This window comes from Chryseobacterium sp. D764 (assembly GCF_019317325.1).
In the GTDB taxonomy this organism is placed as follows: Bacteria; Bacteroidota; Bacteroidia; order Flavobacteriales; family Weeksellaceae; genus Chryseobacterium.
The window spans coordinates 1395383-1420658 of the sequence record NZ_CP079219.1; the positions used below are offsets into that span (position 1 = coordinate 1395383).

Below are 25276 nucleotides of genomic sequence, written 5' to 3' on the forward strand. Positions count from 1 at the left end.
AACCCTGATTGATATGATCAGGGTTTTCTTTTTTATTCTTTATTTGGTTGTATCAATTTCTTAAGTTTCTTCCTGCTTATATCTAAAAAAAATAAAACGCTATTCCTTTTCACACCCCAAAAACTTCCAGCCTCCCACTTCCAGCTTCCAGCCTTAAAATCCTTCCCCTCACAATTTCCTGATTCACCTTTTAATTTGTCCGGTTAAACCTTTTTTGTATTCTTCTGCCTTCCCAGAGTATCTACTTTTGAATCAAATTAAAAGACATGATACTAAAAAACTTAATCACAGTAAGTGCTTTCACTGCGTTATTATTTGCTACTTCAGCATTTATTTATCAGGATAAACCAGAAAAGACAGCACAACATCCAACCACAGAAAATGGTTTTGCTGTTTTGGAACTCTTCACGTCAGAAGGCTGCTCCAGCTGTCCTCCGGCAGATGAACTAATGGGCAAAATCGGGAAGGAATATAAAGATGAGCCCGTTTATCTACTCTCCTACCATGTGGATTACTGGAACCGTCTTGGATGGAAAGACCGATTCAGTACTGCAGATAACTCCCAACGACAACAGCAATACAGCCGTATCTTAAATTCACAGGTTTATACGCCTCAGTTGGTTGTCAATGGAAAAACAGAATTTGTAGGATCTGATGAAAACAATATCAAAAATGCAATCCGGGAAGCTCTATTTAATTCTAAAAAAACAAATATAGCATTAACGGCAAACGTTTCTCAAAAGGGCATCAATGTAGAATATAAAACATCGGGCACCAATCCTAAAAATACACTTCTCATTAATCTGGTTGAAAAACATTCTTCTACTCAGGTAGGAAAAGGTGAAAATGAGGGCCGCCATCTGCACCATTGGCAGATTGTTCACAAGCAAAATCAAATCTCATTGAATAAACAAATGGAAGGAACAACAACATTTCAGCTTCCGAATGGTTTTTCTGCTGAAAACTGGGAAGTCATAGCTTTTATTCAAAACCAAAAAACAGGAGAGATATCAGGGTCTGCAAAAACACCTTTCAAATAACTTTTACACAACACAGTAATAATAACAACTAAAAATAATACTACAATGAAAACAAAAACAACAAAAATCATCTATTGGGCGGGCGCTATTTTTATGTCATTATGGTTCGGAGCCAGCGGTTTCTTTGAACTTACAAAAAATCCTGTCGTTTGGGATATCACCCAACAGCTTGGCTATCCATCTCATTTTATTTATATACTGGGGGTTTTCAAAATTTCGGGGGTTCTTGTTCTTCTCCTTCCCAACAGATTACTGAGGTTGAAAGAATGGGTATTTGCAGGAATGTTTTTTGATATTATTTTTGCTTTCTTCTCAAAAATTGCGGTACTTGGTTTTCCAGCTACAATAGACGCAATAGTCGCTTTCTCTGTCCTTACGATGACTTACCTGATGTTCAGAAAGATGTATTCTCCAGAGCTGGTATTTGGAGAGGCGTAATTACAATAAAACTCTAATTTTTTCTTATGTTGAAACAGATCCTCTCGTTGCCGGGAGGATCTGTTATATCAAGTCGATGATTAATATGTTTTGGCTAAAGCCAAATGCATAAATATTTATTGAAAAAGCGGACTAAAGTCCGCTGTTATTGATTGAATTACCTTTTATATTTAACCACCCCGTCAAAAATTCTTTGAATTTTCGCCACCCCTCCAGAGGATGGGAATATTGAACACATATTTATTAATCTTGGTCAACGCATCTCTAATCCCTAATCCCTATCCCTGCAACTTATTACCTATTACCTAATTCATAAAACTTTCCGGAAACCATTCAAATGCACCGGATTTTGTTTTTGTAAAGCCCAGACCCGGCCATGGCAAATGATAAGCAAACGCTCTTACTTTGGTATCTGCCAGCTGTTGAAGAAGCTTTTTTCTTGAAGCGCTAGCAATATCCAGATCAGTATCTCCAAAGTAGCCCCACTCAGGATGTGGAAAAAGGATTACATCGGAATGAATCAAATCTGCAATGTAGATCAGCTTTTCATTCCCTGAAGAAATGGTTGTCACTGTTAAGCCCGGAGTATGACCGGGAGCGAGCTGAAAACTGAAATAGTCATAAAGCGGATTATTAAGGTCATAAAACTTCAGTTTCGGCTGAATCGTTTTCAGAATATTTTGAACAGCAGGAATAATCTGATTAAGTAATTCAGGCTGCTCTTTCAAAGCACTATTATTAAAATCTTTGATAGTGGCTTTCATCCAAAAATCATGTTCAATTTTTGAAATAAAAATATTGGCGTTCGGAAAAACGAGGTTCTGCTTTTTGTCAACTACGCCACCAATATGATCAGGGTGGGCATGAGAGATAAAAACATCGGTAATATCTTTTGGTGAAAAGCCGGCTTTTTGGAGACTTTTTAATAAGAATCCGGTTCTTTCATCAGCAAAAATACCCATTCCGGTATCTAAGAGGATAAGTTTATTCTTTGTTTTAACCAATAGAATATTCATGGCCATATCAATATAATTGTCCGGTCTGAAATTATTTTTAAGGATTGATTTCAGCTCAGCAACAGTTCCTCTGGGAGCAAATGCATTGAGATTTTCTTCATGAATATATCCGTCTGTAAGAACAAAAAGTTCCAGTTCTCCAAGCTTCAGTTTTTTAAAGCCGGAAAGATCATCACCTGTTTTTTCAGGGATTTTCGGAGTTTCTGCCAGTACACTGGAAAAAGGAATCATGCTGAATGTTCCCGCCAATAATCCATTCTTTAATAGTTCTCTTCTGTTCATAACTTAGTTTTTTTCATTATTTATACATTCTCATTGAGAATAATAACAAAAAACTGAGCTCCCATCATCAGCAGGAACTCAGTTTTTATAATAGTTTTTAGTTGTTCACCAGTTTCATTGAACCTTCAGTGTATCTTTCCCCTACATTCGGGTATTTTTTCAGAATGGCTTCAATAGTATCCAGATCTGATTGGGAAAGGTCTATATTGACGGCTGCAATATTTTCTTCCAGGTATTTAATTCGTTTGGTACCCGGAATCGGGATGATGTCGTCTCCCTGATTCAATACCCAGGCCAGGGCGAGCTGGGTTCCTTTTACCCCTTTGGAAGCGGCAAAATCATTAATCTCATTGGCCAGTTTGGTATTATTTTCAAGATACTCCTGCTGATAGCGTGGTAAAGATTTTCTAAAGTCATCATCACCCAGGTTCCGTACGTCATAAATATTGGTAAAAAGACCTCTTGCCAAAGGCGAATAAGGCACTAAAGAAATCCCCAGTTCTCTGATGGTTGGTAAAATTTCTTTTTCAACATCTTTTGTAAGGATGGAATATTCTGACTGTAATGCTGCAATCGGGTGAATTTTATTTGCTTTTCTGATAGATTCTGCTGAAGCTTCAGATAATCCGATGTATTTCACTTTTCCTGCTTTTACCAGCTCTGCCATTGCCCCTACTGTTTCCTCTACCGGAACATTAGGATCCACTCTGTGAGCGTAATACAAATCAATAGTGTCTATTTTTAATCTTTGAAGGCTTAGATCTACTGCTTTTCTAATCCATTCCGGAGAACCGTCAAAATAAGTTCCCGGAGCTCCGCTGTGGCTGGCTTTACCGTCTTTAAACCTGAATCCGAATTTGGTTGCAATAAAGATCTTATCTCTATTCGGAACCAATACCTTAGAGATCAGTTTTTCGTTTTCCCCATTGGCATACATATCTGCTGTATCCCAAAAGTTTACACCCAAATCCAAAGCTTTGTGTAAGGTATTGATACTTTCCTGTTCATCCGTAGGACCATAGGCAAAGCTCATTCCCATACATCCTAAACCAATTGCTGATAACTGTTCGTCTGTGTTTCCTAATTTTTTAAATTTCATGATAGGTATGATTTAATTTTATAAGACAAAATTAGAACATGAAAAGGCCAATCCCGATATAGAATTCAAACTAAGAATTATAAAATTCAAACAATGTCCATTCTTAGGGCATTAGGAGTAATTCCGGTTTGTTTTTTAAAGTAATTGGTAAAATAAGCGGGTTCTTCAAAACCTAATCCGTAGGCGATTTCAGCTACATTCCAGTCTGTATGTTTCAGTAAAGCATTGGCTTCCTGAATAATCCTTCCGGTAATCTGCTGACTGGTTGTTTTCCCTGTGATTTCTTTTACAGAACGGTTTAAGGAATTCACATGTATAGAAAGACTCTGAGCATAATCGTTGGGGGTTTTTAATTTTAAAAAGGCTTCAGGACTGTCGATCGGAAATTGTCTCTCCAGAAGTTCCATAAATAAGGAAGCAACCCGCTGTGAGGCATTCTGATAGGGTTCAAAACTTTCTGCCGGCTGCATTCTCATGGTTTCATGAATCATCAGATGAAGGTAAGCTCTCAGCATATCATATTTGTGAATATAATCCGACTGAATCTCCGTCATCATTTTCGTATAAATATCAGAAAGTATCCTCTGCTGTTCTTCATCCACAAAGAAAACCGGAGTTCCTCCAATCTTGAAAAGCGGAGAATCCTGCAGGTTTCCCATACGGCTTCCGTTATGCAAAAACTGATCGGTAAACAGACAAAACCAGCCTTTCTGATCTTCATCATCTGCTTCCCAGGAATAAGGAATAATAGGATTTGAAAACAATAAAGCAGGCCGGTCTACTTTAATCCATTTATCTGCATAATGGAGTTTTCCTTTTCCTATGATCAGTGAAATCTTATAATAATCTCTCCTGCTGTAGGGAGTCAACGGAGAACAGTATTCCCGTGAAAATACATTGAAGTGCCCCATTCTGCTGACTCCAATACACTGTGATGCCAGATTGGGAGCATTCCTTTCATAAAAACCTTTGATTGATTCGTGTGATTCCATGAATCAAAATTATAAAATTCAAACAAATTAATCAATAAAAACAATTCTGTTTGAAAAAATAAAATGACTGACAAAGATGCCAGCCATTTGAAAGTGAATATATAGTTGATAATAATTTTAATCCCAATCGTCGTCGTTATGACCATGACCACGGCCGTGATGTTTAGACTGTTTTTTATAGTATTTCTCCTGATTTTTATAATATTTCTCCTGTTGTTTATGATATTTTTTATAATCGTTTTTATTTCTGCCATAAACAATCACAGGATTTTGACCTCTATAATATTTCTTTTTAAAAATGATATATTTTTCTCTACCTAGAATTCTTTCCAACTCCGAATAACGGTCGTTTCTCCATCTTCCCGGCTCTACCACATACACTCTGTTCCACGTGTTGTAATCACGATATCGGTCATTGAGTACATAAATCTGGTTTGCCTGTGTTGTAGACAGTAACAGATCGGCAACAACTCTTTGCCAGTTAACATCCGAAATACTCCTTCTGTAATCGTTATAGTAATCTGACTGGGCATAGCTCAAGCTAAATGTTCCAACCAAAAATACTGTTATAAGTAACTTTTTCATTTCATTCCCCTTTTAAATTAAACATAATGGCATAGTCAATTAAAGTGCCAAATCTCAATTGTAAATACTAATATTTGTTAAGAAAAATCATAAACAACTGATTATCTTTGAAATATTTTATACATTTTAATGAAATTATTACCTATTAATCATCCTGAAATGATAATCAGAATACAATTTTATTAAACAAAGGATTTTAGTAAACAAATGACAATCAGCAAATTGGAATTAAATTTTGAATTTTAAAGAATAAATATTGTAAGTTTGGGCTAAAGCCAATGGATGGATCATTTATTGTAGAATGGGTTAAAACCCACCTCTATTGAATTTTAGCGACAACATCTTTTATCTTTTATCTTTTATCTTTTATCTTTTATCTTTTATCTTTTATCTTTTATCTTTTATCTTTTATCTTTTATCTTTTATCTTTTATCTTTTATCTTTTATCTTTTAATCATTATGTTATAAATTTCGTTAAGATTTCTGAAAACTATTATTTCATATTATTTAATTTCGTAATTTTAGTGGAGAGAATGTTTTTTGGGAAATTCTCCAAATTATTTTTTATCAACCAAATCTTACATTATCATGGAAAATATAAAGTTTCAGGTATCACCATATCAGGATGAATTGCAGCTACTTATTGATGGAAAAAAGGCAGGTTATATGTCCATAGAAGTTGATGGAAGACTGCTTATTGTGTATTATACGAAACTTGATGAAGAGCGTGAGGGTAAAGGATACGCCAAACTGTTACTGGATGAGCTGGTACGCTACGCAGAGGAAAAAGATTTGCTTGTAGACCCGGAATGTGATTTTGTGCGACAACAGTTTGAAAACCACCCTGTAAGATATAAAGATATCTGGCATGCCTGATCAATCTTCCCACCAGGCTGTAAATTGCTGTTCATGCTGATTCAGATCTACTACCTCTCCAATCATCGGAGTGAGGATATTCAATCCTTTTTCTTTTCCAAGAGCAGTTATCTTTTGTAAAGGTTCATTCCATGGGTGAAGCGCGAGTGCAAATTTTGCTGCATGAACAGGGATGATACGCTCGGCTTTAAGATCAATACCAGCCTGAATAACATCTTCCGGCAGCGTATGAATATACCTCCATGCTTCTCCATACTGTCCGTTCTCAAGAATAGCATAATCAAAAGGCCCGTATTGTTCGCCGATAGTTTTAAAATGGCTATCATATCCACTGTCTCCACCTAAGAAAATTTTCTTTGTTGGTGTTATCAAAACATAGGAACTCCATAGCGTATCATTCTGTCTGATTCTTCTGCCTGAAAAATGTCTGGCGGGAGTAAAGACAATCTTTATATTATTCTTCAACCTCACTTCAGTTCCCCATTCTTCTTCAATAAGCGAATTTTCAGCATAACCCCATCTTTCTAAATGTGCTCCTACTCCCAAAGGCAAAATAGCCATTTCCGTTCTGTCTTTGATCGATTTTACAGTCGGGTAATCCAGATGGTCAAAATGATCGTGGGTTATTACCAGATAATCAATATTGGGAATATCTTCAGGTTTAAAGATGTCTGATCCTTTGAATGCTTTGTTAAAATATTTAAAAGGTGAACCATATAAACTCAACACAGGATCAATCAGGAAGGAAATACCATCGGTCTGTAGATAATAAGATGAATGCCCCAACCAGATAAATATATCCTGATTTTTGTCTCTGTTTTTTAAATCGGTATGAAGGGATTGAATTTCTTTAAAAGGTTTCAAGAGCGGATCTTTTTTTCCTAAAAAGAAATCGTAAGTCACTTTCGACATTTTGTAGCCTTCTGTAATAGATGGGGTATGGCTGATATTCTGAAACTGCCTTTTTTTATAGAGTTTTGACTGTTTTATACGCTTCAGCCGCTTTCCTTTTGGCACCCCGCCAAACGCCTTCATATTGATCACTATAAAAAAGGTAACTGTCAGAACAGCCACTGTCGTAATAATCCAATAAATCATCTATAGAAAATAAATATCAAATGTATTGACTTTTGCCTTTAAATGAAAATTTATTCAGTTTTAGTACATTTTTTAACTAAATTTATCATGTATTTTGGAAAATTTATTATTCATTTAAGTCATGATTAAATTTAAACTTTCTATTTTAGCATCCTAAAAAACTCAGATCTATTGAAAAATTATTCGGTAATATTTCTTCTCGCAATACTTTCGTCTTGTGCCTCTATAAAAAAACACAACGAACAGCGGGCCTCATGTATTCCACCGGAGCAACTCAAAGAGGATGTGAACTTTGCTTATTCAAAATTACAGCAAATGCATCCTCAATTATACTGGTATATTCCCAAGAAGGAATTGGATCATAAATTTGATAGTCTTAAACAGACTCTCACCGAATCTCTTACTCCTCTTCAGTTTTATTTTAAACTTCAGCCTGTCATTGCGGGAATCCGGGAAGGGCATCTTTCATTGAGAATTCCCAGAAAAAAGTTTAACAAAAGAGAATTTAAAAGACTGGAACATCAGAAAGGAATGTTCAGCCGTCTCGAATATTATATATCAGGCGATCAGATGTATATTATTCAAAACAGAGATTCTATTGAGCATATACAACCCGGAACTGAAATTTTATCAATTAATAATGTTCCTGTATCAGATTATATAAAGAAGTATAGAAGTCTGATCAGCAGTGATGGTGATAATACAACTTTCCACCCCTATTTTTTAAAAGACCTTTTCTTTAATTTTTATACTGCAGAGAACGGTTTGGGGAGTAAAGCAACTCTTGAAACACTTTATCAGGGAGAAAAACGAACGTATACTTTAAGCAGGGAAATAAAATCTGATTCCGATCTTGAAAAGGATAAGGAAATGAAGAAAAAGACGCTTGAAAAGAAACTGAACGATTATGTAGTTTCAAGTAATTCTTATAACAGAAGTTTTAAATTCCTGGATAAAGACAGCACTATCGCTTATATAAAGGTACAGAGTTTCTCCCGAGATTATTCTGATGAATTTTATAAAAAAACCTTTGCCAAGATCAATGAGGCCAAAGCTCCCTACCTCATCATAGATGTCCGAAATAACTATGGAGGTTCTCTCTATGAGATCAATAACCTGTACTCCTATTTAGCGGATGCACCTTTTACCCTGATCAAACCTTCCCAGGTAACGTCAAGGGATACTCCACTGCGTACAAATTATTTCAGAAAAAGCAATGCTTTAGAATATGCTCTTAAAAGTATTGCCTATCCAAGTTATTTCTTCGCGCAGGCTTTCAGTACGTATAAAAAAGACGGAAAAGTTTTCTATAAAATGAAAGCTGATAAACCTACAAAACCTAATAAACAGGCTTTCCACGGAAAAGTTTTTGTATTGATCAACGGAGGAAGCTTCTCAGCATCTTCTATTATTACTGCCAAGCTTAAGAATGATAAAAGGGCAACTCTTGTAGGTGAAGAAACCGGTGGCGCTAACGATGGAACTGTTGCAGGTTTCTATTCTTATCAGAAACTTCCTAATTCTAAAATCAGGTTCCCAATCGGATTACTTCTGGTGCAGCCTAATATCAAATTCTCAGACTCTCGGAAAGGTGTTGTTCCCGATGTAGTAGTAACTGAAAGCATGCAGGATATTATTGACAAAAAAGATCCACAACTGGATTGGATAAAAAATGAAATTGCTAAGGAAAAAGACAATAAGGGACAATAATTTATAAAGGTTCGGCGGGCTTTCAGCCCGCCGAACTCTTTTCTATCTTTTCAACTCTTCCAAAAGATTTTCAATATGCTGCATATATCTTCCGTAATACCGGTGAAACCAGAATTTTCCGGCCAGGTAGAGTAAAAATAATCCTCCAATCACAGAACCTATTAAGATCACTGCAATTTTCAGTTCACTCAAAGGTTTTGGCCACGGGATAAATTCCAGAACAATAAGAATCTCACATACCAGAAACGGTGCAAAACTGATGTAGTATGAAAGATAATATTGTTTATTCAGATTCAGCTGCATCACCAGATCTTTCAGAGAATCGTAGGTCTTAGGTGCAGGATTACTGATTTCGTTATACAGTTTAAAGAACTTACTGAAAAAGAAAACGGTAACAATAAGCATGGAAGCAATTAAAACAGTTATATATAATTGCAATTTAAAAGGCCTGCAGACTGAGCAAACCAGAAAAGCAAAAACAAAAATCCCTATTACCCACCAGAATTCCACACGCATATTTTTACGTATTTTTTCAAGGGGAAGATTCAGTTTATTTCTTTGTTCTATACTTATTTCAGGAGTTTCCTCCATAATATCTTCATTCCAGGTATTTTTCAATTCATCGATATTCATTGGATTACTGATTTTAATGTTTGTTGGTTTTTATTTGGCTTAAGATATCTTTAAGTTTGTTTTTTGAGCGGTTCATTTTCACTCTTACATTTCCTTCAGAAATTCCCATCTGCTCTGCAATCTGTTTTCCTGAAAAGTCTTCCAGATAATAGAATATAAAAGCTTTATCAATGGGATTGAGTTGATGGATAGCCTTATACATTTCAGCCAGGCGCTCTTCTTTCCGGTAATCATAATCTTCCTGTACAATGATATGATTGGAAAAATCTTCATGGGCAATAAAGCTTCTTCTTTTTTCTGATTTAAGGAAGATAATGGCCGTATTCAAAGCGATCCTGTACAGCCATGTTGAAAATTCGCTTTCCCCTCTGAAACCAGGAAATGCTTTCCAGAGCTGATAGGTAATCTCCTGAAAAAGATCATCCCGATCATCCTTTTCAGTCATGTACATTTTAGAAATCTTAAATAGGATTCCTTTATGCTGTTCAATTTGACTTATAAACTCTTGTTCTAATGAGGTCATGATTTGTTACTCTATAGAGTTAGTTTTCGTTTTAAAAAATTGTTACAGTATTTTTACAAAAGAAATAAAAAAACCGGACAGAAAGATACTGCCAGGCTCTCATTGTGCGTCCTTATAAGTTTATTTTTTTTTTGAATAGTACCTGAAATAATTCTTGTTGAATTTTAATCATCCTTAAAGGGATCTTCCTTATTGACCTAAACAGCTAGTAAAAAGCAGTTAAAATGTGTATAAAAAAAGAACCTGATATGGGAAATATAAGGTCCATCGTTCAGTCTTTATTTAAAATCTAAGAAGTCGTCTTTTTCAAGATAATGGTTCAGGGCATCAATAAGTTGAGGTGAAGTGATGCCTGCATACTGCCGAAAAGCAAGATCCACCACATCCTGAATATTCTCATCAGAACACATATAGCTCAGTTTATTTTGAAAAACAAAATCGGGTAAGATTTCGTTATCATTTTCACCAATATCCAAAGGATCACCGATAAAAATTTTCATTTCCGGTTCAAATTCATCTTTTGAAGAGTATACCGCATAATTATAATCAGGATCAAAGGATGTCTTCCGATCCTGTTTATTCTTTACAAGCTCAAGAAATTCCTCTATGGGATATACTTGATTTTTGATCTCATCCATATTACATTTTTTACCTCAACGTCTTTAAAGATAGGGAATTAAAAGAAAATAGAGCAATTTCTAATTCAACTGGTCTAAAGCTTTCTGCAGTGCTCCTATATCAAGAAAATGAAATTTGGCACCAACCACGATAACTATTAAAAGTACTGCCGTCAAAAATAAAATGATAAAAATATACATTGAAACAAACCATATAACGGTATTCAAAATATTTCCTTTGATACCCATTTTATTCATGAAAAATTTCTGTGAACGCTCAAACCATGTTTTTTTCTTTTCAGGTCTGGGACTTACCTCAATCTCATTCAGTTCATCTACCAGACGTACTACATCATCAATATACCTTCCGTACATATAATAGATCCAGTATTTTATGATAAAAGCAATCAGGAGCAGAGTGATCAGAAGGCTGATCCCGAAAATAGCCAGATTATATTCCATCTCAAAATGGAAATTAATTCTGATCAGGGAGAGAAGAAACCCAAGAGTAATATAGGACACATAATAGGCTATATAAATTTCTTTCGATATGAGAAGCTGGGTTTTAAGATTGAACAAATCATAATTTGTATTGATGCTATTCTTTTGAAGCAGCTTATACAGTTTCAGAAAACGGGAATAAAAATAGACGATAATAACAATGGTCAGGATGGTGACAAATGCAGATATGATTTTAATATTAGAATCTGAAGAAGCAAACGGAAAATTGGTTAAAAGTAAAGGCAGCGTTACAATCATCAGCCAGAACTCTGTTTTCATATTTACTTTGAGCATCTGTAACGGGGAATGTATTTCCTTCTGTTTTTCAAGAGAAATTTCAGGAGACTCCTGTCCTGTATCTTTATTCCAAAGTTCTTTAAAGTTTTCTAACTCCATCGTTTTATCTTTTAATGAGAACCTGTACTTTGTTTGGTAATGATCTCTTTCAGCTTCTCTTTTGCCCTTTTCAGCTTTACCCTTGTATTGATTTCGGTAATTCCTAACTGAACGGCAATTTCTTTTCCCGAAAAACCCTCCAAAAAGAAAAATATAAGCGCTTTATCAATAGGGCTCAGCTGATGAATGGCTTCATACATCCGTTTCATATTCACATCATCCGTATCATTATAAGGTTCCTGCCGGGCACTCAGCCCATCTACATTCTGATTCTGTATAAAACTACGTTTTTTTTCACTTCGCAGGAAAACAATTGCTGTGTTTAGCGCAGTTCTGTACAGCCATGTGGAGAAATCACTCCTCTTTTGAAAATCACCGTATGATTTCCAGGCCTGGTAGATGATCTCCTGATAGAGGTCATTCTGATCGTCCTTATTATCCATATACATTTTAGAGATCTTAAAAACAACACCTTTGTGCTTTTCAATTTTCTCTAAAAATTCTTTTTCCGGTGAAGACATGATTTACACACTGATCCTTAGTTGATATTTCTAAAAAACATCATCTTATTATAACACAAAACTCTAATTTCTGGCATTAAGTTAAAAAAATCCTCAACAAATAAAGAAATTTATTGAGGATTTTTATTTATGTTAAATACAATAGGATCAGAAAATATAATCTGTGCTTAAAAAATTGGAATCATGTTCTCTGACAATCGTGTTGAGTAATTCTTTATTGGAGTCTGTAAGTTTTGCGGCTACCAGAGACCGGATTGAGAATGAACGGAGTGCATCAAAAACAGAAAGCGTTCCTTCTGCACTGTCTTTTCTTCCGGTAAACGGAAAGACATCCGGACCTCTTTGTGCCTGGCAGTTGATATTGACACGGCTTACGAGGTTCACGAATGGATCAATCAGCCTTGCTACTTCCTGAGGATCTTCACTGAAAATACTTACCTGCATCCCGTGTGAAGCATTCACCTGATACTCTATAGGCTCTTCTATGTCTTCAAATGGAACAACAGGAATCACCGGACCAAACTGCTCCTCATGATACAGTTTCATCTCACTGTTTACCGGATAAACTACCGCCGGAAAAACAAAAGATTCATCCGTATAGCCTCCATCTTTATTTAAAACAGTTGCTCCTTTCTGTAAAGCATCATCAATACATTCTTTCAGGTAAGGAGGTTTGTTGACTTCCGGAAGTGGAGTTACTTTTACGTCTTTTTCCCATGGCAATCCTGGTTTCAGAGCAGAAACCGCAGCACTTAGTTTTTCTGTAAATTCTAAAGCAATCTCTTTCTGAACAAATATCAGCTTCAGTGCTGTGCATCGCTGTCCGTTGAAAGAAAGTGCACCTAAAATACATTCGCTCACAGCTACGTCTAAATTTGCATTTTTGGTCACAATAGCTGCATTTTTGGCATCCAGACTCAGAATGGCTCTTAAACGATTCACTTTCGGATGCAGCTTTTTCAATCCGTTAGCCACTTTACTTGATCCGATGAAGGCCAGAACATTCACTTTTCCGCTTTCCATGATTGGCGTGATAATTTCTGATCCTTTTCCATATAATGTGTTTACAGTTCCTTTCGGGAATGCTTCTTTAAAAGCGTTTAATAAAGGATAATGAGCCAGTACACCGTGTTTCGGAAGTTTAAACAGAATGGTGTTTCCCATGATCAAGGCAGGAATCAGTGTGGTAAAAATTTCATTCAGAGGATAATTGAATGGCCCCATACTTAAAACCACTCCAAGTGGCGCTCTTCTGATCTGTGCAATGGTACCTTCTGCCTGTTGAAAGCGGGAAGATTCTCTGTCCAGATCCTTCAGGGCATCAATGGTCTGGTTGATATAATCTACGGTACGGTCAAATTCTTTGGTAGAATCAGCAAGCGTTTTTCCAATTTCCCACATCAGTAATTTAATGATCAGATCCCTTTGCTGGATCATCAGGTACACGAATTTCTGCATGCACTTGATACGTCCTTCCACAGACATTGTAGGCCATTCACCAAGACCGTTATCATAGGCTTTTACACAGGCTTCAAGGACTTCCATGGCTTCCTTTGGGCCAATATTCGGGATACTTCCCAAAAGTTTTCTTTCTAATCCGTTTTCTGTAGGAATGCACACCGGAGAATAGATTTCGGTAACATCTCCGTCCCACTCTACCAGTTCGCCATTCAACAAATAAGTTCTCTGGTGAATGACCGGAACTTTATACTCTTCCGGAATTTCATTTTCACTCTTAAAAATGTGATGGAATGATGCTGTATTTTCTGAACTCATAAATCTCTGTATTTTTTTATGTGATAAGATTCTCCTTCTAAGGAGGTTTTTGTAATATAAAGGTAGAAGTAAAATGTTTTGAAAAAAACAATCTGACAATAGATTCGATCTATTTGAATTAAAATTAATCTCAGCTCCTGAAAAAAGAATAATTTAGCTGAAAAATAAAATTTCATGTTTTCAAAATTAGTTTTCAGTACCCTATTATTCTTTTCTGCAATAGGCTTTGCACAAAAATCTAAAGCAACCAATACGGTTTTAATGGGAGGAAAGGAAGTACATACTTATGCAAAATTACCGGCGCTGAATAAGCCAGCCCCTAAATTTACCCTTACCGATGTGAATATGAATGATCAGACTCTGGAATCTTACAAAGGGAAGAATGTGATCTTAAATATCTTTCCTAGTGTAGATACAGGTGTTTGTTCAGCTTCTGTACATCATTTCAACGAGGAGGCAGGAAACCTTCCCAATACAGTAGTACTTTGTATTTCCAAAGATCTTCCGTTTGCACAGAAAAGATTCTGCGGTGCCGAAGGAATTAAAAATGTAGTGATGCTTTCAGATTTCCGTTCAGACTTTGGGTGGAACTATGGTGTGGAGCTGGTAGATTCTGCAATGAAAGGCCTTCTGAGCAGAGCGGTTGTGGTGATAGATCCTTCAGGAAAGATCATCTATGAAGAGCAGGTTGCAGATATTTCGCAAGAACCGAATTATGAAGCGGCAATTGCAGCGGTGAAATAATACATATTTATTTGGATATAACACAGGCTCCGGCGATCTTCGATCGCCGGAGTTTTTATTTCTTTCTTTTCTTTTTAGTAGTAATCACTACTACTCCGCCTTTGGCTTTTTCACCAAACTTTGCAGATGCAGAAGCTCCCTTCAGAATATTCATAGTCTTTATAAGATTAGGATCCAGTGCTTTTACTTTTTCATAATCACTTATTTTTCCATCTACTACATATATAGGTTTGTATACTCCTCCACTTGAAGGAGCTCCACCAATACGTATACTGTTATTATCTGTAGGAGACTTCCCAATTACTCCTGATAATTTTGATACAATTTCTTTTCTTTCTTTTTCTTTACTTTCTGATAAAGCGCTGGCAGACACTATCGAAACAGAACCAAGCGGTTTCCTGTCTCTTTGGGTACTGAAAACAATTTCCTGTACTTCTTCGGTCTTTAGGGTATCACAGGTTTTATTTTGCTGTGCATTCACACTTACAATTCCTCCCGTTGTCAGCATGGCACCTACCGCAAATTTCACAAAAAGAGAATTGATGTAAGAATAACTCAGATCTCTGTTGAGCTGTGACGGATTAAAATTCCCGCAGATCTCTTCCGAAGTCCCGGAAAAAAAATCTATAATATCATCATCCGCAGCTTTCCTGAAGTCTCGTACTGTTTTGGAACAAACAGCACAGAATCTTCCTTTTTCATCAGGGGTCATTGTATTCCAGTTTTCGTGACAAGGTTTGGGTATTGTGATTTTCATAGGATCTCTTTTCTTCTAAAGATGTACTAATGACAGAAAAAGTTGGAAAGAGTTGTGAAATTTTCTAATATTTTAATTTTGTTGAAAAATCGTAAAGCTTTTTCAAATTTTTAATCTCTATTAAGATTCCTGCGGAATGACAAAGAGGACGCTAAAAAGTTTTCCGATAATTGTGCGAGTAAGATTGATCCTTTAAAAACACATTAAAATATACACCATGTTTGCCATTCAGAGTGGAACAAAGTGAAGCGTGGAATCTAAAACTACTTGATAAAGCAGAGATTCCTGCGGAATGACAAACTGTGTGGATAATCTAAGCGCTCTTTTGTCTTTCCGAAGGAATCTAAACTCTTATTGCAACAAGAAACAAAAAACCTGCTTTACAGCAGGTTTTCTTTATATCTAAAATATTTTACAATAAATTTTCATCTACCAAATTCGGAAGAGTCACTTTCAGATTAGGTTCGGCTTCCATCGCTCTTTTAATAGCGAAAACAGCGCCTTCATTTCTTGCCCAGCTTCTTCTTGAGATTCCATTGTTTACGTCCCAGAAAAGCATAGACTTCAATCTTCTATCGGCATCATCGCTTCCGTCCAACAGCATTCCGAAACCACCGTTGATCACTTCTCCCCAGCCTACTCCACCACCATTGTGAATGGAAACCCAGGTTGCCCCACGGAAACTGTCACCAATCACATTGTGAATGGCCATATCCGCAGTAAATCTTGATCCGTCATAGATATTGGAAGTTTCTCTGTAAGGAGAATCTGTACCCGAAACATCATGATGGTCTCTTCCTAAAACCACAGGTCCTATTTCTCCGTTTTTAATGGCTTTATTGAAGGCTTCTGCAATTTTCATTCTTCCTTCAGCATCTGCATAAAGGATTCTCGCCTGTGAACCTACTACCAGTTTATTTTCCTGTGCTCCCTTGATCCACTGGATATTGTCTTTCATCTGCTGCTGGATCTCTTCAGGAGAGTTTTTCACCATTTCTTCTAATACTGCACATGCAATATCATCCGTTTTCTGAAGATCTTCCGGATTTCCACTGGAACATACCCAGCGGAACGGTCCGAAACCATAATCAAAGCACATAGGTCCCATGATATCCTGTACATAACTTGGATATTTGAATTCTCTTCCCAATGTTGGATTTTCTGCCATTACATCTGCTCCCGCTCTGGAAGCTTCCAATAAAAAGGCATTTCCATAATCGAAAAAGTAGGTTCCTTTTGCTGTATGTTTGTTGATGGCTGCAGCATGTCTTCTTAATGTTTCCTGAACTTTTTCTTTGAATAACTCAGGGTTTTCAGCCATCATAATATTAGATTCTTCGAATGTTTGGCCTACCGGATAGTAACCACCAGCCCAAGGATTGTGAAGTGAAGTCTGATCTGAACCGATGTCAATTCTTAAATCTTCCTGATCGAATTTCTCCCAGACATCAACAATATTTCCAAGGTAAGCCAAAGAAACGGTTTCTTTGTCAGCCTGTGCTTCCCTTACTCTTTTCACCAATGAATCAAGATCTTCATAGATCTCATTCACCCATTTCTGATCATGACGGATTTTGGTGATTTTCGGGTTTACTTCTGCACATACAGTAATGCAACCAGCAATATTACCAGCTTTTGGCTGAGCTCCACTCATTCCTCCTAATCCTGAAGTCACGAAAAGTCCTCCTTTAGGGTCTTTTTTTATTTTTCTGAAAGCATTTAATGCTGTAATCGTTGTCCCGTGAACAATTCCCTGCGGGCCAATATACATATAACTTCCTGCCGTCATCTGTCCGTATTGAGTAACACCCAATGCATTGAACTTCTCCCAATCATCCGGTTTTGAATAGTTCGGGATCATCATTCCATTGGTTACAACCACTCTTGGTGCATCTTTATGAGACGGGAACAGCCCCATTGGGTGTCCTGAATACATCACCAATGTCTGCTCGTTGCTCATTTCCGAAAGATATTTCATGGTTAGCAGATACTGAGCCCAGTTGGAGAATACAGCTCCGTTTCCACCGTAAGTGATCAATTCATGAGGATGCTGTGCTACTGCATAATCCAGGTTATTCTGAATCATCAGCATGATCGCTTTTGCCTGCTCAGATTGTCCCGGATAATCTGTGATAGGTCTCGCCTTCATTTCATAGTCCGGACGGAAGCGGTACATATAAATTCTTCCGTAATCTTCCAGTTCCTGCTTAAATTCAGGAATCAGTTCTGCATGAAACTGAGGATCAAAATAACGTAGTGCATTCTTCAATGCCAGTTTTTTCTCTTCCTCCCCCAGGATTTCTTTACGCTTTGGAGCATGGTTGATATTGGTCTCGTATGGTTTTGGTTGTGGCAGCTGATTAGGAATCCCCTGCTGTATCTGTTCTTGAAATGTCATATTGCTATTTAAAGGTCTATGTTGAAACAATGTTTGAAGTTTTAAAGATATTCAAATTAGAAAATATAGGCAAGTGAAAGGATGAAAATGGCTTCAGCTTATGGTTTATACAAAATTATCGAATCCGGATATTAATCACAATCTCCTCTTAAATACTATATTTGAATAAACGAACTTCAATTCCCCTCCTCCGGAGGGGTGGATTTCAAAGTGCGAGCTTTGAAAGACGGGGTGGTTTAAAACACAACAATGAAAGAAATCCTCACCATCATCAACGGAATTCCGATCCGCAGGAATTTCGTTGAGAACCTGCCCTACAACCCCTATTTAAAAATATTATTAAAAGAAAAACGTAAAGCCCGGATCTTGGGTGAAGTGATCTTTTGGAGAAAAGTCCGTGCTAAAAATTTTCATACAATTGATTTTGACAGACAAAGAATTATTGGAAATTATATTGTTGATTTCTATGTAAAAAATTTGGGTCTTATCATTGAGATTGACGGTTCAAGCCATGATAAGAAAGAAGTTTATGATGGGATAAGGGAGGAATATCTTGAGTCATTAGGACTGCTTATTTTCAGAATTACAGATTTTGATGTGAGGAATCATCTGAGTGTGGTGATGAAGGAGCTGGAGGATTTTATTGTGCTGTACTATGGAACCACCCCGTCTTCAAAAATTCTTTGAATTTTGAATCCACCCCTCCAAGAGAGGGAAATTGTCTTACTAAAAGAAGTCGTTATTCAACATAAAAAACCTCACTGAAATTCAGCAAGGCTAGTCTGTTATCATCAAAGTTTAGGTTAAAACATCATCATTTTCTTCTTCATGGTCATCTTCATTATCGCTGAGACTCCAGTAGTTGTTCTCTTCATCTTCTTCCCCTATTTCTTCCATTTCATCATCGTCATCGGCTCCTGGAATATCTAAGCCTTTATCTATTTTATCCTCATCAAAATCTTCATCTAAAATAGGATTGCCGTCTCCATCAAGCGAAATATGCTTTTCTCTCTTAAATATATCTTCATTAGGGTTATAATCCATCTGTTCTAACCTCTTGTTCTGTTGATTAATATTTTTCTCTGGTGCCATGATGTTTAAGATTTTAGGTTTATATAATCAGAACAAAAATAATTCCAAGTTATAATGAATGGGCAGAATAAACGTCAGGATTTGCACAATACTGCATTTTTTCATTTTTCGAAAAAGCAATGATATTTCCTGCAGCCAGTCTTGCCATCCCGTTTCGGGCTTCAATAGTGGCAGAACCAATGTGTGGCAAGATACAAACAGTTGAAAGTTCAAGAATAGGATCGTCTGTTGACATAGGTTCCGGGTTGGTAACATCAAGACCCGCTCCCCAGATTTTCTGATCAACCAACGCCTGGTACAAATCTTTCTGATTGTGGAAACCACCTCTGGCGGTATTGATGAAAATAGCATCCGGCTTCATCTGTTCAAATATAGACTCATTGAATAATTCTTTATGTTCAGGAGTAAAATTGGCATGAACACTCAATACATCCGAGTTTTTGATCAGCTCTTCAAAAGAAACATAAGCTGCTCCCAATTCCAGTTCCGCTTCTTCATTATGATGACGGTTGTGATAAATGATATTCATTCCAAAAGCTTTCTTAGATTTCTCAGCCATTTCATAACCGATACGACCAAGTCCAAAAATCCCCAGGGTTTTCCCATAAAGCTCCTGTCCTAAAGCATGCAAAGGATCAAATGTACCCCAGCTTCCATCTTTTACTTTCCGGAAATTGAAGCTTGCTCTTCTCGCTACGGACTGCATGAGTAAAAAAGCAACGTCTGAAGTTGCCCTGCTCAAAACATCAGGAGTATTGCCCACCGGAATATTCCTTTGGGTAGCTTCTTTGATATCTACATGATCAAACCCCACAGAATATAAAGCAATGGCTTTCACATTGGGGCAGGCTTCAAAGAAATTCTTGTCATATTTAAATTCTGCGCCAATACTTAAAATAGTATCGGTATTTTTACAGTAATTCAGCCATTCTTTATAAGAAAGGTTTTCTTTTTCAGCAACTGTAATTTCCAGTCCTGCTTCTTCCAGCATTTTAATTCCTGTTTCGGGAATTTTTTTATTGATAAAGACTTTCATCGTTATGGATTAATGATTCTAAATAAAAAACCTCACTCGCAAAAAGTAAGGTTCCTGAACTTTAATATTAAAAATTATTTCTTTTCATATGAACGGTCATTGTTCTTCTCCCAGGCTTCAGAAGCAATTTCCTGAATTTCTGTCCAAACTTCTTTCGCAGATTTCTGAGCTTGTGTCATAAATCCCTGTTTGGTCGCTTCCTGATTCCTGCTTTTCATGTCATGAATGTAATCTTTTACCTGCTGGGAATAACTTTCTGCGTTATATCCCGGATTATTATTCAGGTTTTTCTGAAGATTACTAAAATCATGTGACGCTTTGAATCTGTTCGTATCCATAATAATAGATTTTAGTGATTGGGTTCTCATATGAGTCCAATTTTCATTCCGAAATGAGTTAAAATATTTTAAATTTTGGCTAAGCCGATAGAATGTATGTTGATAAAAAAACGGACTCCCTTCGTCTCCGCTCAGGATGATAGTCCGTTCCTATTGATAAGATTGGTATTCGATGGAACTGGTCTCAAACACCAGTTCTTCTGCTAATTCCGTTATTATTGGTTGGTATTTCCAAGCATCGGCACAAATTTATAAGCCCCGAATTCTTCTTTTTCAAATTCTGTAGGACCTATTTTGGTAAATCTGTATAAAACCTGTTCATCCGTAGGTCCCAATGGAATTACCATTATTCCTCCGATGTTCAATTGTTTTAAAAGTTCTGTTGGTAAGGTAGAAGCACCGCAGGTTACAATAATTTTATCAAATGGAGCAAAAGTAGGAAGCCCGGCAAAGCCATCTCCAAAGCTCTGAAATTTTGGAAACAGATGAAGTTCTCTGAGTTTCTTTTTAGAAAAGTCAAACAGGTCTTTCTGTCTTTCAACCGTATATACATGAGCTTTCATTGCTATTAAAACAGCCGTCTGATATCCGCATCCGGTACCAATCTCCAGTACTTTTTCTCCTGGTTTTACCTGCAGCAGCTCAGATTGTTCTGCAACCGTTGAAGGATGGGAAATGGTCTGATGTGCGAGAATGGGAAATGCCCTGTCTTCATAGGCAAAGTCTTCAAAAATACTTTCGATAAAAAGGTGTCTCGGAACTTCACTCATCGCCCGAAGTACATTTTCATCCGAAATTCCAATTCTCTGTCGAAGATATTCAACTAAAATCTTTCTTTTTCCTTTATGTACAAACGAATCCTGCATTTGACAAAAGTAAGAAATTAGAAATTAGATTTTACAAATTGGAGAAAAGAATTATCCACAAAAAAGAAGCAATCAAAAAAATGACTGCTTTATTTTTGTTTCTTAATTCCATTTTATAGGATAAGGTCCGTAAAACGCGCTAAAGGTATTATCAGCACATCTTTTTCTGACGAAAAAGTTATAGTTCTGGGTTTTACTTAGTCCTGTATAGATGGCTTTTTGACCTGCAATTGTTAACTGTCCACTCGCAGGAGGTGCCGAACTTATCGTTAAAACAGTTTCATATGCAGAAACACCATCATTATCCCAGGATACTGTAGCATCAAAAGTAGAAGAAAGCGTGGAGGAAGTCGTTTTGGTATACGTTGCATACGCTGGCTGTACACAAGTTGTCGTACTACTTGCCAAAACAGTAATAGGTCCCGCCCAGTTGCTCCGGCCATTGTCTATTCCGCAGTTTTTTCTTACGTAAAGGTCATATTTATATTCTTATACAATGGAAGACTATAGGAATTCTTATAGGTTACAACTGTGGTTCCATTTCCTAAAGTAAAACCTTGCTCTCCATACTGTATTTCATAATATCCTTCGCCCTGGCTAATCATATTCCAGGAAAGCTGGTTACTTCCTTTTTCAAATATCAAATTTTCTGGAGTTCCACATTTAGCCTGCGGGTCATATGGACTATCTCCTATACATCCGGCAGTACATAATCCTAAGATGAGTAATATCGAAATTATTCTTTTCATCGTTATTTTTCTGACCGTGAATTTACTGTAATTTCTTTAATGAATACATGCGTTCAAACTTAAATATTTCCAAGTGAAAAGTCATGTATTTTATAAATGTACATTCACTATCTTTACAAAAATTTAATACAGCTATGTTAAAAGCAGGTTTGGTAGGTGCCGGACACTTGGGGAAAATACATTTAAAACTTCTTAATCAATCAGATAGATATGAATTTGTAGGTTTCCATGATAAAGATATTGAAAACGGAAAGAAATTAGAAGCCGAATTCGGATATAAATATTTTGAAAATTTTGATGAATTGCTTGAGCAGATTGACATGCTTGATATTGTCACTCCCACAGTTTACCATTATGATTATGCTTTAAAAGCCATTGAAAAAGGGCTGCATTTCTTTATTGAAAAACCGGTAACCCAGACTCTTGAGCAGGCAGAAGAAATTTTACGTTTATGCCAGGAAAAAGGAATTAAAGCACAGGTAGGACACGTTGAGAGATACAATCCTGCTTTTATTGCCACTAAGGAATATATCAGCAATCCGATGTTTATTGAAATTCACAGACTGGCAGAATTCAATCCCCGCGGGACAGACGTTTCTGTAGTACTGGACCTTATGATCCATGATCTGGATATTCTATTGAGCATGGCTAAATCTAAGGTTAAAAACATTCATGCAAGCGGTGTTTGTGTGGTAAGCAAGACTCCGGATATCGCCAATGCAAGGATAGAGTTTGAAAACGGATGTGTTGCCAATCTTACGACTTCCAGAATTTCTATGAAGGCGATGAGAAAAAGCAGATTCTTCCAGAAAGATGCTTATATCTCTGTAGACTTCCTTGAGAAAAAGGCCGAAGTGATCAGAATGAAAGATGCTCCTGAAAACCCTACTCCATTTGATATGATCATTGAAAATGCAGATGGAGAAAAGAATCAGATCTTGTTTGAATACCCAAATATTCAGTCCAACAATGCTATTTTGGATGAGTTAAATTCTTTCGCAGATGCCATCACCAGTGGTAAAAATGTAGAGGTTTCTCTTGAAGACGGAACTGAAGCATTGAAAATTGCTTTGCAAATCATGAAGCTGATCACCTAAAAATATGCTGTTTTTATCACAGCCATACATATAGTGCTATCTTATATTCGAAAAATGATTATGAGGTAGCATTTTTAGTTTTCAAATAGGCCATTACATTTATCAGGATCTTTAAACTTTAATATTTTTTTCGTTAAAAATTACTGATTTATCAATAAAAAATCCTTTTCAAAACAAAAAAACAATATATTTGAAGAACAATTCAATACAATATTGAAAGATTTTGTTTTACATATATGGATATATGACCCCATAAATGATCTGAATACAGATTCATTTTGTAATGTCGTCATTCATTATAACCTCTAATTATCCTATTATTTTAAACCATTGAAACCATTATGAAAAGAGCTATTGTAATATCCGTACTTTTATTGTCTCAATTTGGGACATCACAATTATTAAAGACTTCAGGACAGAAAATCGTTAATGATAAAGGTGAAAATATCCAATTGAGAGGCCTGGGCCCGGGCGGCTGGATGCTTCAGGAAGGATACATGCTGAAAACAGCTGACTTTGCCGGCCCTCAGTATAAGATTAAGGAAAAAATTGCGGATTTAGTTGGTGAAGACGGAATGAATGAATTCTACAAAGCTTATCTGAAAAACGGAATCACCAAACAGGATATTGATTTTCTGGCAAAATCCGGATTCAATTCAATACGCCTTCCCATGCATTATAATCTTTACACACTTCCGATTGAAAAAGAACCTGTAAAAGGAAAAGATACATGGCTGGAAGAGGGTTTTAAAATGACCGATGACCTGCTTCAATGGTGTGCCGCTAATAAAATCTACCTCATCCTGGATCTTCATGCTGCTCCGGGCGGACAGGGAAATGATGTCAATATTTCTGATAATGATAAGTCTAAACCTTCACTTTGGGCCAATGAAGAAAATCAGAGAAAAACCATAGCATTCTGGAAAAAACTGGCTGAACGATATAAAGACAGCCCATGGATTGGCGGCTACGACCTGATTAATGAGCCTAATATTAATTTCACAGGTAAAAACCCTAATGGTACAGATGAAATGTCTAATGCCCCGCTTTGGAAACTTCAGAAGGATATTACAGCAGCAATCAGAGAGGTTGATAAAAAGCATATAATTTTCATTGAAGGAAACGGCTGGGGGAATAATTATAACGGGCTGCCGGCTATCTGGGACAATAATATGGCTTTCAGCTTCCATAAATACTGGAACTACAATGATGATCAAACACTGAAATTTGCACTGGATCTCAGAGAAAAGCATAATATGCCTATCTGGCTGGGTGAAACAGGTGAAAATTCCAATGTTTGGTTTACTGAGCTAATCCAACTTTTGGATAAACATAATATCGGGTATGCATTCTGGCCGATGAAAAAGATTGATAATATTGCAGGGATCACCAATGTCAAGATCACACCTGAATATGAAAAACTACTGGATTACTGGAAAAACGGTGGTGAAAAACCGTCTAAAGAGTATGCAAAAAAAGCTTTACTACAGATTGCTGACAACTATAAACTGAGCAATACAGAAGTCAAAAAAGATGTTATTGATGCGATGTTCAGGCAGACAACTGATGCTTCAACAAAACCTTTTAAAAATCATCAGGTTCCGGGAAGGATATTTGCTTCAGAATATGATCTGGGTAAAATGGGTTCTGCCTATCTGGATAAAGATTTCATTAATCTATGGGTAAGTGACCCTGCCAAAAGATCAGAATGGAACTCCGGACAGCAGATGAGAAATGACGGTGTAGACATTTATAAGTGTAATGATCAAATCACCAATCAGTATTATGTGGGGAAAACAGAATCCGGGGAATGGCTCCAGTATACTGTTCAGTCAAAAGGAGACAAAAATTATACATTTGACATCCGCTATGCGGCAGCCAGTGATTCAAAAATAAGGATTGAGACAGCTTCCGGAAAAGTTTTAGCTACCATATTATTAGCTTCCAGTGGAGGAAATGAGAACTGGAAAACGGCTTCTGTTAAAAACATCAGCCTTCAGAAGGGGGAAAACAAGATCAGAATATTCTTTGAAAATGATGGGGTCAATCTGAATTATTTTGAAGTAAAATAGTAATAAATATCTTAAATTGCAGCT

The 25276-nt window shown here is 36.6% G+C and carries 27 protein-coding genes; 8 read left to right on the forward strand and 19 right to left on the reverse strand.

The features are described from left to right. Positions 1–266 precede the first annotated feature (266 nt). Both KYG33_RS06365 and KYG33_RS06370 read left to right on the forward strand, forming a co-directional pair. Positions 267–1040 carry a DUF1223 domain-containing protein gene (locus KYG33_RS06365; protein WP_219072876.1) on the forward strand — a complete coding sequence of 258 codons (774 nt, stop codon included), beginning with the start codon at positions 267–269 and terminating at the stop codon, positions 1038–1040. 45 nt (positions 1041–1085) lie between these two features. Beyond that, on the forward strand, positions 1086–1478 hold the full coding sequence (locus KYG33_RS06370; RefSeq protein WP_077416468.1) for a DoxX family protein: 393 nt from the start codon (positions 1086–1088) through the stop codon (positions 1476–1478). A 305-nt stretch (positions 1479–1783) separates the two neighbouring features. Here KYG33_RS06370 and KYG33_RS06375 read toward each other — a convergent pair whose 3' ends face one another. From KYG33_RS06375 to KYG33_RS06390, 4 genes are all read right to left on the reverse strand, one after another. After that, a complete protein-coding gene (locus KYG33_RS06375; RefSeq protein WP_180563995.1) occupies positions 1784–2776 on the reverse strand; it encodes an MBL fold metallo-hydrolase in 993 nt (330 codons plus the stop codon). A 97-nt stretch (positions 2777–2873) separates the two neighbouring features. Beyond that, the gene (locus KYG33_RS06380; RefSeq protein ID WP_219072877.1) at positions 2874–3875 is read right to left on the reverse strand and encodes an aldo/keto reductase; all 1002 of its coding nucleotides are present in this window, start codon (positions 3873–3875) and stop codon (positions 2874–2876) included. 86 nt (positions 3876–3961) lie between these two features. Beyond that, positions 3962–4867 (reverse strand): helix-turn-helix domain-containing protein, encoded by a 906-nt coding sequence (locus KYG33_RS06385; protein ID WP_077416462.1) that lies wholly within the window; start codon positions 4865–4867, stop codon positions 3962–3964. Between the two features lie 117 nt (positions 4868–4984). After that, the gene (locus KYG33_RS06390) at positions 4985–5452 is read right to left on the reverse strand and encodes a hypothetical protein (RefSeq protein WP_219072878.1); all 468 of its coding nucleotides are present in this window, start codon (positions 5450–5452) and stop codon (positions 4985–4987) included. A gap of 588 nt (positions 5453–6040) precedes the next feature. Here KYG33_RS06390 and KYG33_RS06395 point away from each other — a divergent pair. Next, positions 6041–6328 carry a GNAT family N-acetyltransferase gene (locus tag KYG33_RS06395; RefSeq protein WP_047385514.1) on the forward strand — a complete coding sequence of 96 codons (288 nt, stop codon included), beginning with the start codon at positions 6041–6043 and terminating at the stop codon, positions 6326–6328. On the opposite strand, the gene KYG33_RS06400 is transcribed toward KYG33_RS06395, so the two are convergent. Next, positions 6329–7426 carry an MBL fold metallo-hydrolase gene (locus tag KYG33_RS06400; RefSeq protein WP_077416458.1) on the reverse strand — a complete coding sequence of 366 codons (1098 nt, stop codon included), beginning with the start codon at positions 7424–7426 and terminating at the stop codon, positions 6329–6331. It lies immediately after the preceding gene. 315 nt (positions 7427–7741) lie between these two features. Here KYG33_RS06400 and KYG33_RS06405 point away from each other — a divergent pair, with 315 nt between their 5' ends. Beyond that, positions 7742–9136, forward strand: a complete 1395-nt coding sequence (locus KYG33_RS06405) for a S41 family peptidase (protein ID WP_228408792.1) — start codon at positions 7742–7744, stop codon at positions 9134–9136. Between the two features lie 42 nt (positions 9137–9178). Here the strand turns inward: KYG33_RS06405 and KYG33_RS06410 are convergent, their stop codons facing one another. The 6 genes from KYG33_RS06410 to KYG33_RS06435 all read right to left on the reverse strand — a co-directional run bounded on the left by KYG33_RS06410 (position 9179) and on the right by KYG33_RS06435 (position 14103). Then, the gene (locus tag KYG33_RS06410; RefSeq protein ID WP_047385521.1) at positions 9179–9769 is read right to left on the reverse strand and encodes a hypothetical protein; all 591 of its coding nucleotides are present in this window, start codon (positions 9767–9769) and stop codon (positions 9179–9181) included. A 13-nt stretch (positions 9770–9782) separates the two neighbouring features. Continuing rightward, positions 9783–10292 (reverse strand): RNA polymerase sigma factor, encoded by a 510-nt coding sequence (locus KYG33_RS06415; protein ID WP_077416452.1) that lies wholly within the window; start codon positions 10290–10292, stop codon positions 9783–9785. Positions 10293–10570: 278 nt separating this feature from the next. Then, on the reverse strand, positions 10571–10930 hold the full coding sequence (locus KYG33_RS06420) for a hypothetical protein (RefSeq protein WP_219072880.1): 360 nt from the start codon (positions 10928–10930) through the stop codon (positions 10571–10573). Between the two features lie 60 nt (positions 10931–10990). Then, on the reverse strand, positions 10991–11806 hold the full coding sequence (locus tag KYG33_RS06425) for a hypothetical protein (protein WP_219072881.1): 816 nt from the start codon (positions 11804–11806) through the stop codon (positions 10991–10993). 11 nt (positions 11807–11817) lie between these two features. Next, complete coding sequence (locus KYG33_RS06430) at positions 11818–12327, reverse strand: RNA polymerase sigma factor (RefSeq protein WP_219072882.1); 510 nt, start codon at positions 12325–12327, stop codon at positions 11818–11820. Between the two features lie 147 nt (positions 12328–12474). Further along, complete coding sequence (locus tag KYG33_RS06435) at positions 12475–14103, reverse strand: NADP-dependent glyceraldehyde-3-phosphate dehydrogenase (protein ID WP_219072883.1); 1629 nt, start codon at positions 14101–14103, stop codon at positions 12475–12477. Positions 14104–14277: 174 nt separating this feature from the next. Here KYG33_RS06435 and tpx point away from each other — a divergent pair, with 174 nt between their 5' ends. Next, positions 14278–14847: a thiol peroxidase gene (gene tpx, locus KYG33_RS06440; protein ID WP_219072884.1), complete on the forward strand. Its 570-nt coding sequence runs from the start codon at positions 14278–14280 to the stop codon at positions 14845–14847. Positions 14848–14902: 55 nt separating this feature from the next. Here the strand turns inward: tpx and KYG33_RS06445 are convergent, their stop codons facing one another. Further along, entirely contained in the window at positions 14903–15604 is a 702-nt protein-coding gene (locus KYG33_RS06445) for a TonB-dependent receptor plug domain-containing protein (RefSeq protein ID WP_219072885.1), read from the reverse strand. Positions 15605–16016: 412 nt separating this feature from the next. Beyond that, positions 16017–18002, reverse strand: a complete 1986-nt coding sequence (locus tag KYG33_RS06450; protein WP_077416440.1) for a urocanate hydratase — start codon at positions 18000–18002, stop codon at positions 16017–16019. 249 nt (positions 18003–18251) lie between these two features. On the opposite strand from KYG33_RS06450, the gene KYG33_RS06455 reads away from it, so the two are divergent. Next, positions 18252–18689 carry an endonuclease domain-containing protein gene (locus KYG33_RS06455; protein WP_077416438.1) on the forward strand — a complete coding sequence of 146 codons (438 nt, stop codon included), beginning with the start codon at positions 18252–18254 and terminating at the stop codon, positions 18687–18689. A 111-nt stretch (positions 18690–18800) separates the two neighbouring features. Here KYG33_RS06455 and KYG33_RS06460 read toward each other — a convergent pair whose 3' ends face one another. The 6 genes from KYG33_RS06460 to KYG33_RS06485 form a co-directional block, all read right to left on the reverse strand. Further along, positions 18801–19094 (reverse strand): hypothetical protein, encoded by a 294-nt coding sequence (locus KYG33_RS06460; protein ID WP_077416437.1) that lies wholly within the window; start codon positions 19092–19094, stop codon positions 18801–18803. Between the two features lie 49 nt (positions 19095–19143). After that, entirely contained in the window at positions 19144–20130 is a 987-nt protein-coding gene (locus KYG33_RS06465) for a 2-hydroxyacid dehydrogenase (RefSeq protein WP_180564002.1), read from the reverse strand. 74 nt (positions 20131–20204) lie between these two features. Beyond that, a complete protein-coding gene (locus KYG33_RS06470; RefSeq protein ID WP_077418015.1) occupies positions 20205–20468 on the reverse strand; it encodes a prevent-host-death protein in 264 nt (87 codons plus the stop codon). Between the two features lie 215 nt (positions 20469–20683). Continuing rightward, positions 20684–21334, reverse strand: a complete 651-nt coding sequence (locus KYG33_RS06475; RefSeq protein ID WP_180564003.1) for a protein-L-isoaspartate(D-aspartate) O-methyltransferase — start codon at positions 21332–21334, stop codon at positions 20684–20686. 102 nt (positions 21335–21436) lie between these two features. After that, the gene (locus tag KYG33_RS06480) at positions 21437–21742 is read right to left on the reverse strand and encodes a hypothetical protein (RefSeq protein ID WP_219072886.1); all 306 of its coding nucleotides are present in this window, start codon (positions 21740–21742) and stop codon (positions 21437–21439) included. A gap of 56 nt (positions 21743–21798) precedes the next feature. Beyond that, the gene (locus KYG33_RS06485; protein WP_077416429.1) at positions 21799–22083 is read right to left on the reverse strand and encodes a hypothetical protein; all 285 of its coding nucleotides are present in this window, start codon (positions 22081–22083) and stop codon (positions 21799–21801) included. Between the two features lie 134 nt (positions 22084–22217). Between KYG33_RS06485 and KYG33_RS06490 the strand changes: the two genes are divergently transcribed. Continuing rightward, the gene (locus KYG33_RS06490; protein ID WP_219072887.1) at positions 22218–23180 is read left to right on the forward strand and encodes a Gfo/Idh/MocA family protein; all 963 of its coding nucleotides are present in this window, start codon (positions 22218–22220) and stop codon (positions 23178–23180) included. Positions 23181–23521: 341 nt separating this feature from the next. Beyond that, a complete protein-coding gene (locus KYG33_RS06495) occupies positions 23522–25252 on the forward strand; it encodes a cellulase family glycosylhydrolase (RefSeq protein ID WP_219072888.1) in 1731 nt (576 codons plus the stop codon). The last annotated feature ends 24 nt before the right edge of the window (positions 25253–25276 follow it).

Bases quoted from the DNA above. Each gene is read 5' to 3' on its own strand.
- KYG33_RS06470 (WP_077418015.1), bottom strand. From the start codon at position 20,468: ATGGATACGAACAGATTCAAAGCGTCACATGATTTTAGTAATCTTCAG.
- KYG33_RS06455 (WP_077416438.1), top strand. From the start codon at position 18,252: ATGAAAGAAATCCTCACCATCATCAACGGAATTCCGATCCGCAGGAAT.
- KYG33_RS06380 (WP_219072877.1), bottom strand. From the start codon at position 3,875: ATGAAATTTAAAAAATTAGGAAACACAGACGAACAGTTATCAGCAATT.
- KYG33_RS06495 (WP_219072888.1), top strand. From the start codon at position 23,522: ATGAAAAGAGCTATTGTAATATCCGTACTTTTATTGTCTCAATTTGGG.
- KYG33_RS06485 (WP_077416429.1), bottom strand. From the start codon at position 22,083: ATGAAAAGAATAATTTCGATATTACTCATCTTAGGATTATGTACTGCC.
- KYG33_RS06400 (WP_077416458.1), bottom strand. From the start codon at position 7,426: ATGATTTATTGGATTATTACGACAGTGGCTGTTCTGACAGTTACCTTT.
- KYG33_RS06410 (WP_047385521.1), bottom strand. From the start codon at position 9,769: ATGAATATCGATGAATTGAAAAATACCTGGAATGAAGATATTATGGAG.
- KYG33_RS06430 (WP_219072882.1), bottom strand. From the start codon at position 12,327: ATGTCTTCACCGGAAAAAGAATTTTTAGAGAAAATTGAAAAGCACAAA.
- KYG33_RS06475 (WP_180564003.1), bottom strand. From the start codon at position 21,334: ATGCAGGATTCGTTTGTACATAAAGGAAAAAGAAAGATTTTAGTTGAA.
- tpx (WP_219072884.1), top strand. From the start codon at position 14,278: ATGTTTTCAAAATTAGTTTTCAGTACCCTATTATTCTTTTCTGCAATA.
- KYG33_RS06460 (WP_077416437.1), bottom strand. From the start codon at position 19,094: ATGGCACCAGAGAAAAATATTAATCAACAGAACAAGAGGTTAGAACAG.
- KYG33_RS06445 (WP_219072885.1), bottom strand. From the start codon at position 15,604: ATGAAAATCACAATACCCAAACCTTGTCACGAAAACTGGAATACAATG.
- KYG33_RS06370 (WP_077416468.1), top strand. From the start codon at position 1,086: ATGAAAACAAAAACAACAAAAATCATCTATTGGGCGGGCGCTATTTTT.
- KYG33_RS06375 (WP_180563995.1), bottom strand. From the start codon at position 2,776: ATGAACAGAAGAGAACTATTAAAGAATGGATTATTGGCGGGAACATTC.
- KYG33_RS06365 (WP_219072876.1), top strand. From the start codon at position 267: ATGATACTAAAAAACTTAATCACAGTAAGTGCTTTCACTGCGTTATTA.
- KYG33_RS06435 (WP_219072883.1), bottom strand. From the start codon at position 14,103: ATGAGTTCAGAAAATACAGCATCATTCCATCACATTTTTAAGAGTGAA.
- KYG33_RS06465 (WP_180564002.1), bottom strand. From the start codon at position 20,130: ATGAAAGTCTTTATCAATAAAAAAATTCCCGAAACAGGAATTAAAATG.
- KYG33_RS06425 (WP_219072881.1), bottom strand. From the start codon at position 11,806: ATGGAGTTAGAAAACTTTAAAGAACTTTGGAATAAAGATACAGGACAG.
- KYG33_RS06490 (WP_219072887.1), top strand. From the start codon at position 22,218: ATGTTAAAAGCAGGTTTGGTAGGTGCCGGACACTTGGGGAAAATACAT.
- KYG33_RS06395 (WP_047385514.1), top strand. From the start codon at position 6,041: ATGGAAAATATAAAGTTTCAGGTATCACCATATCAGGATGAATTGCAG.
- KYG33_RS06390 (WP_219072878.1), bottom strand. From the start codon at position 5,452: ATGAAAAAGTTACTTATAACAGTATTTTTGGTTGGAACATTTAGCTTG.
- KYG33_RS06450 (WP_077416440.1), bottom strand. From the start codon at position 18,002: ATGACATTTCAAGAACAGATACAGCAGGGGATTCCTAATCAGCTGCCA.
- KYG33_RS06405 (WP_228408792.1), top strand. From the start codon at position 7,742: ATGCATCCTCAATTATACTGGTATATTCCCAAGAAGGAATTGGATCAT.
- KYG33_RS06420 (WP_219072880.1), bottom strand. From the start codon at position 10,930: ATGGATGAGATCAAAAATCAAGTATATCCCATAGAGGAATTTCTTGAG.
- KYG33_RS06385 (WP_077416462.1), bottom strand. From the start codon at position 4,867: ATGGAATCACACGAATCAATCAAAGGTTTTTATGAAAGGAATGCTCCC.
- KYG33_RS06415 (WP_077416452.1), bottom strand. From the start codon at position 10,292: ATGACCTCATTAGAACAAGAGTTTATAAGTCAAATTGAACAGCATAAA.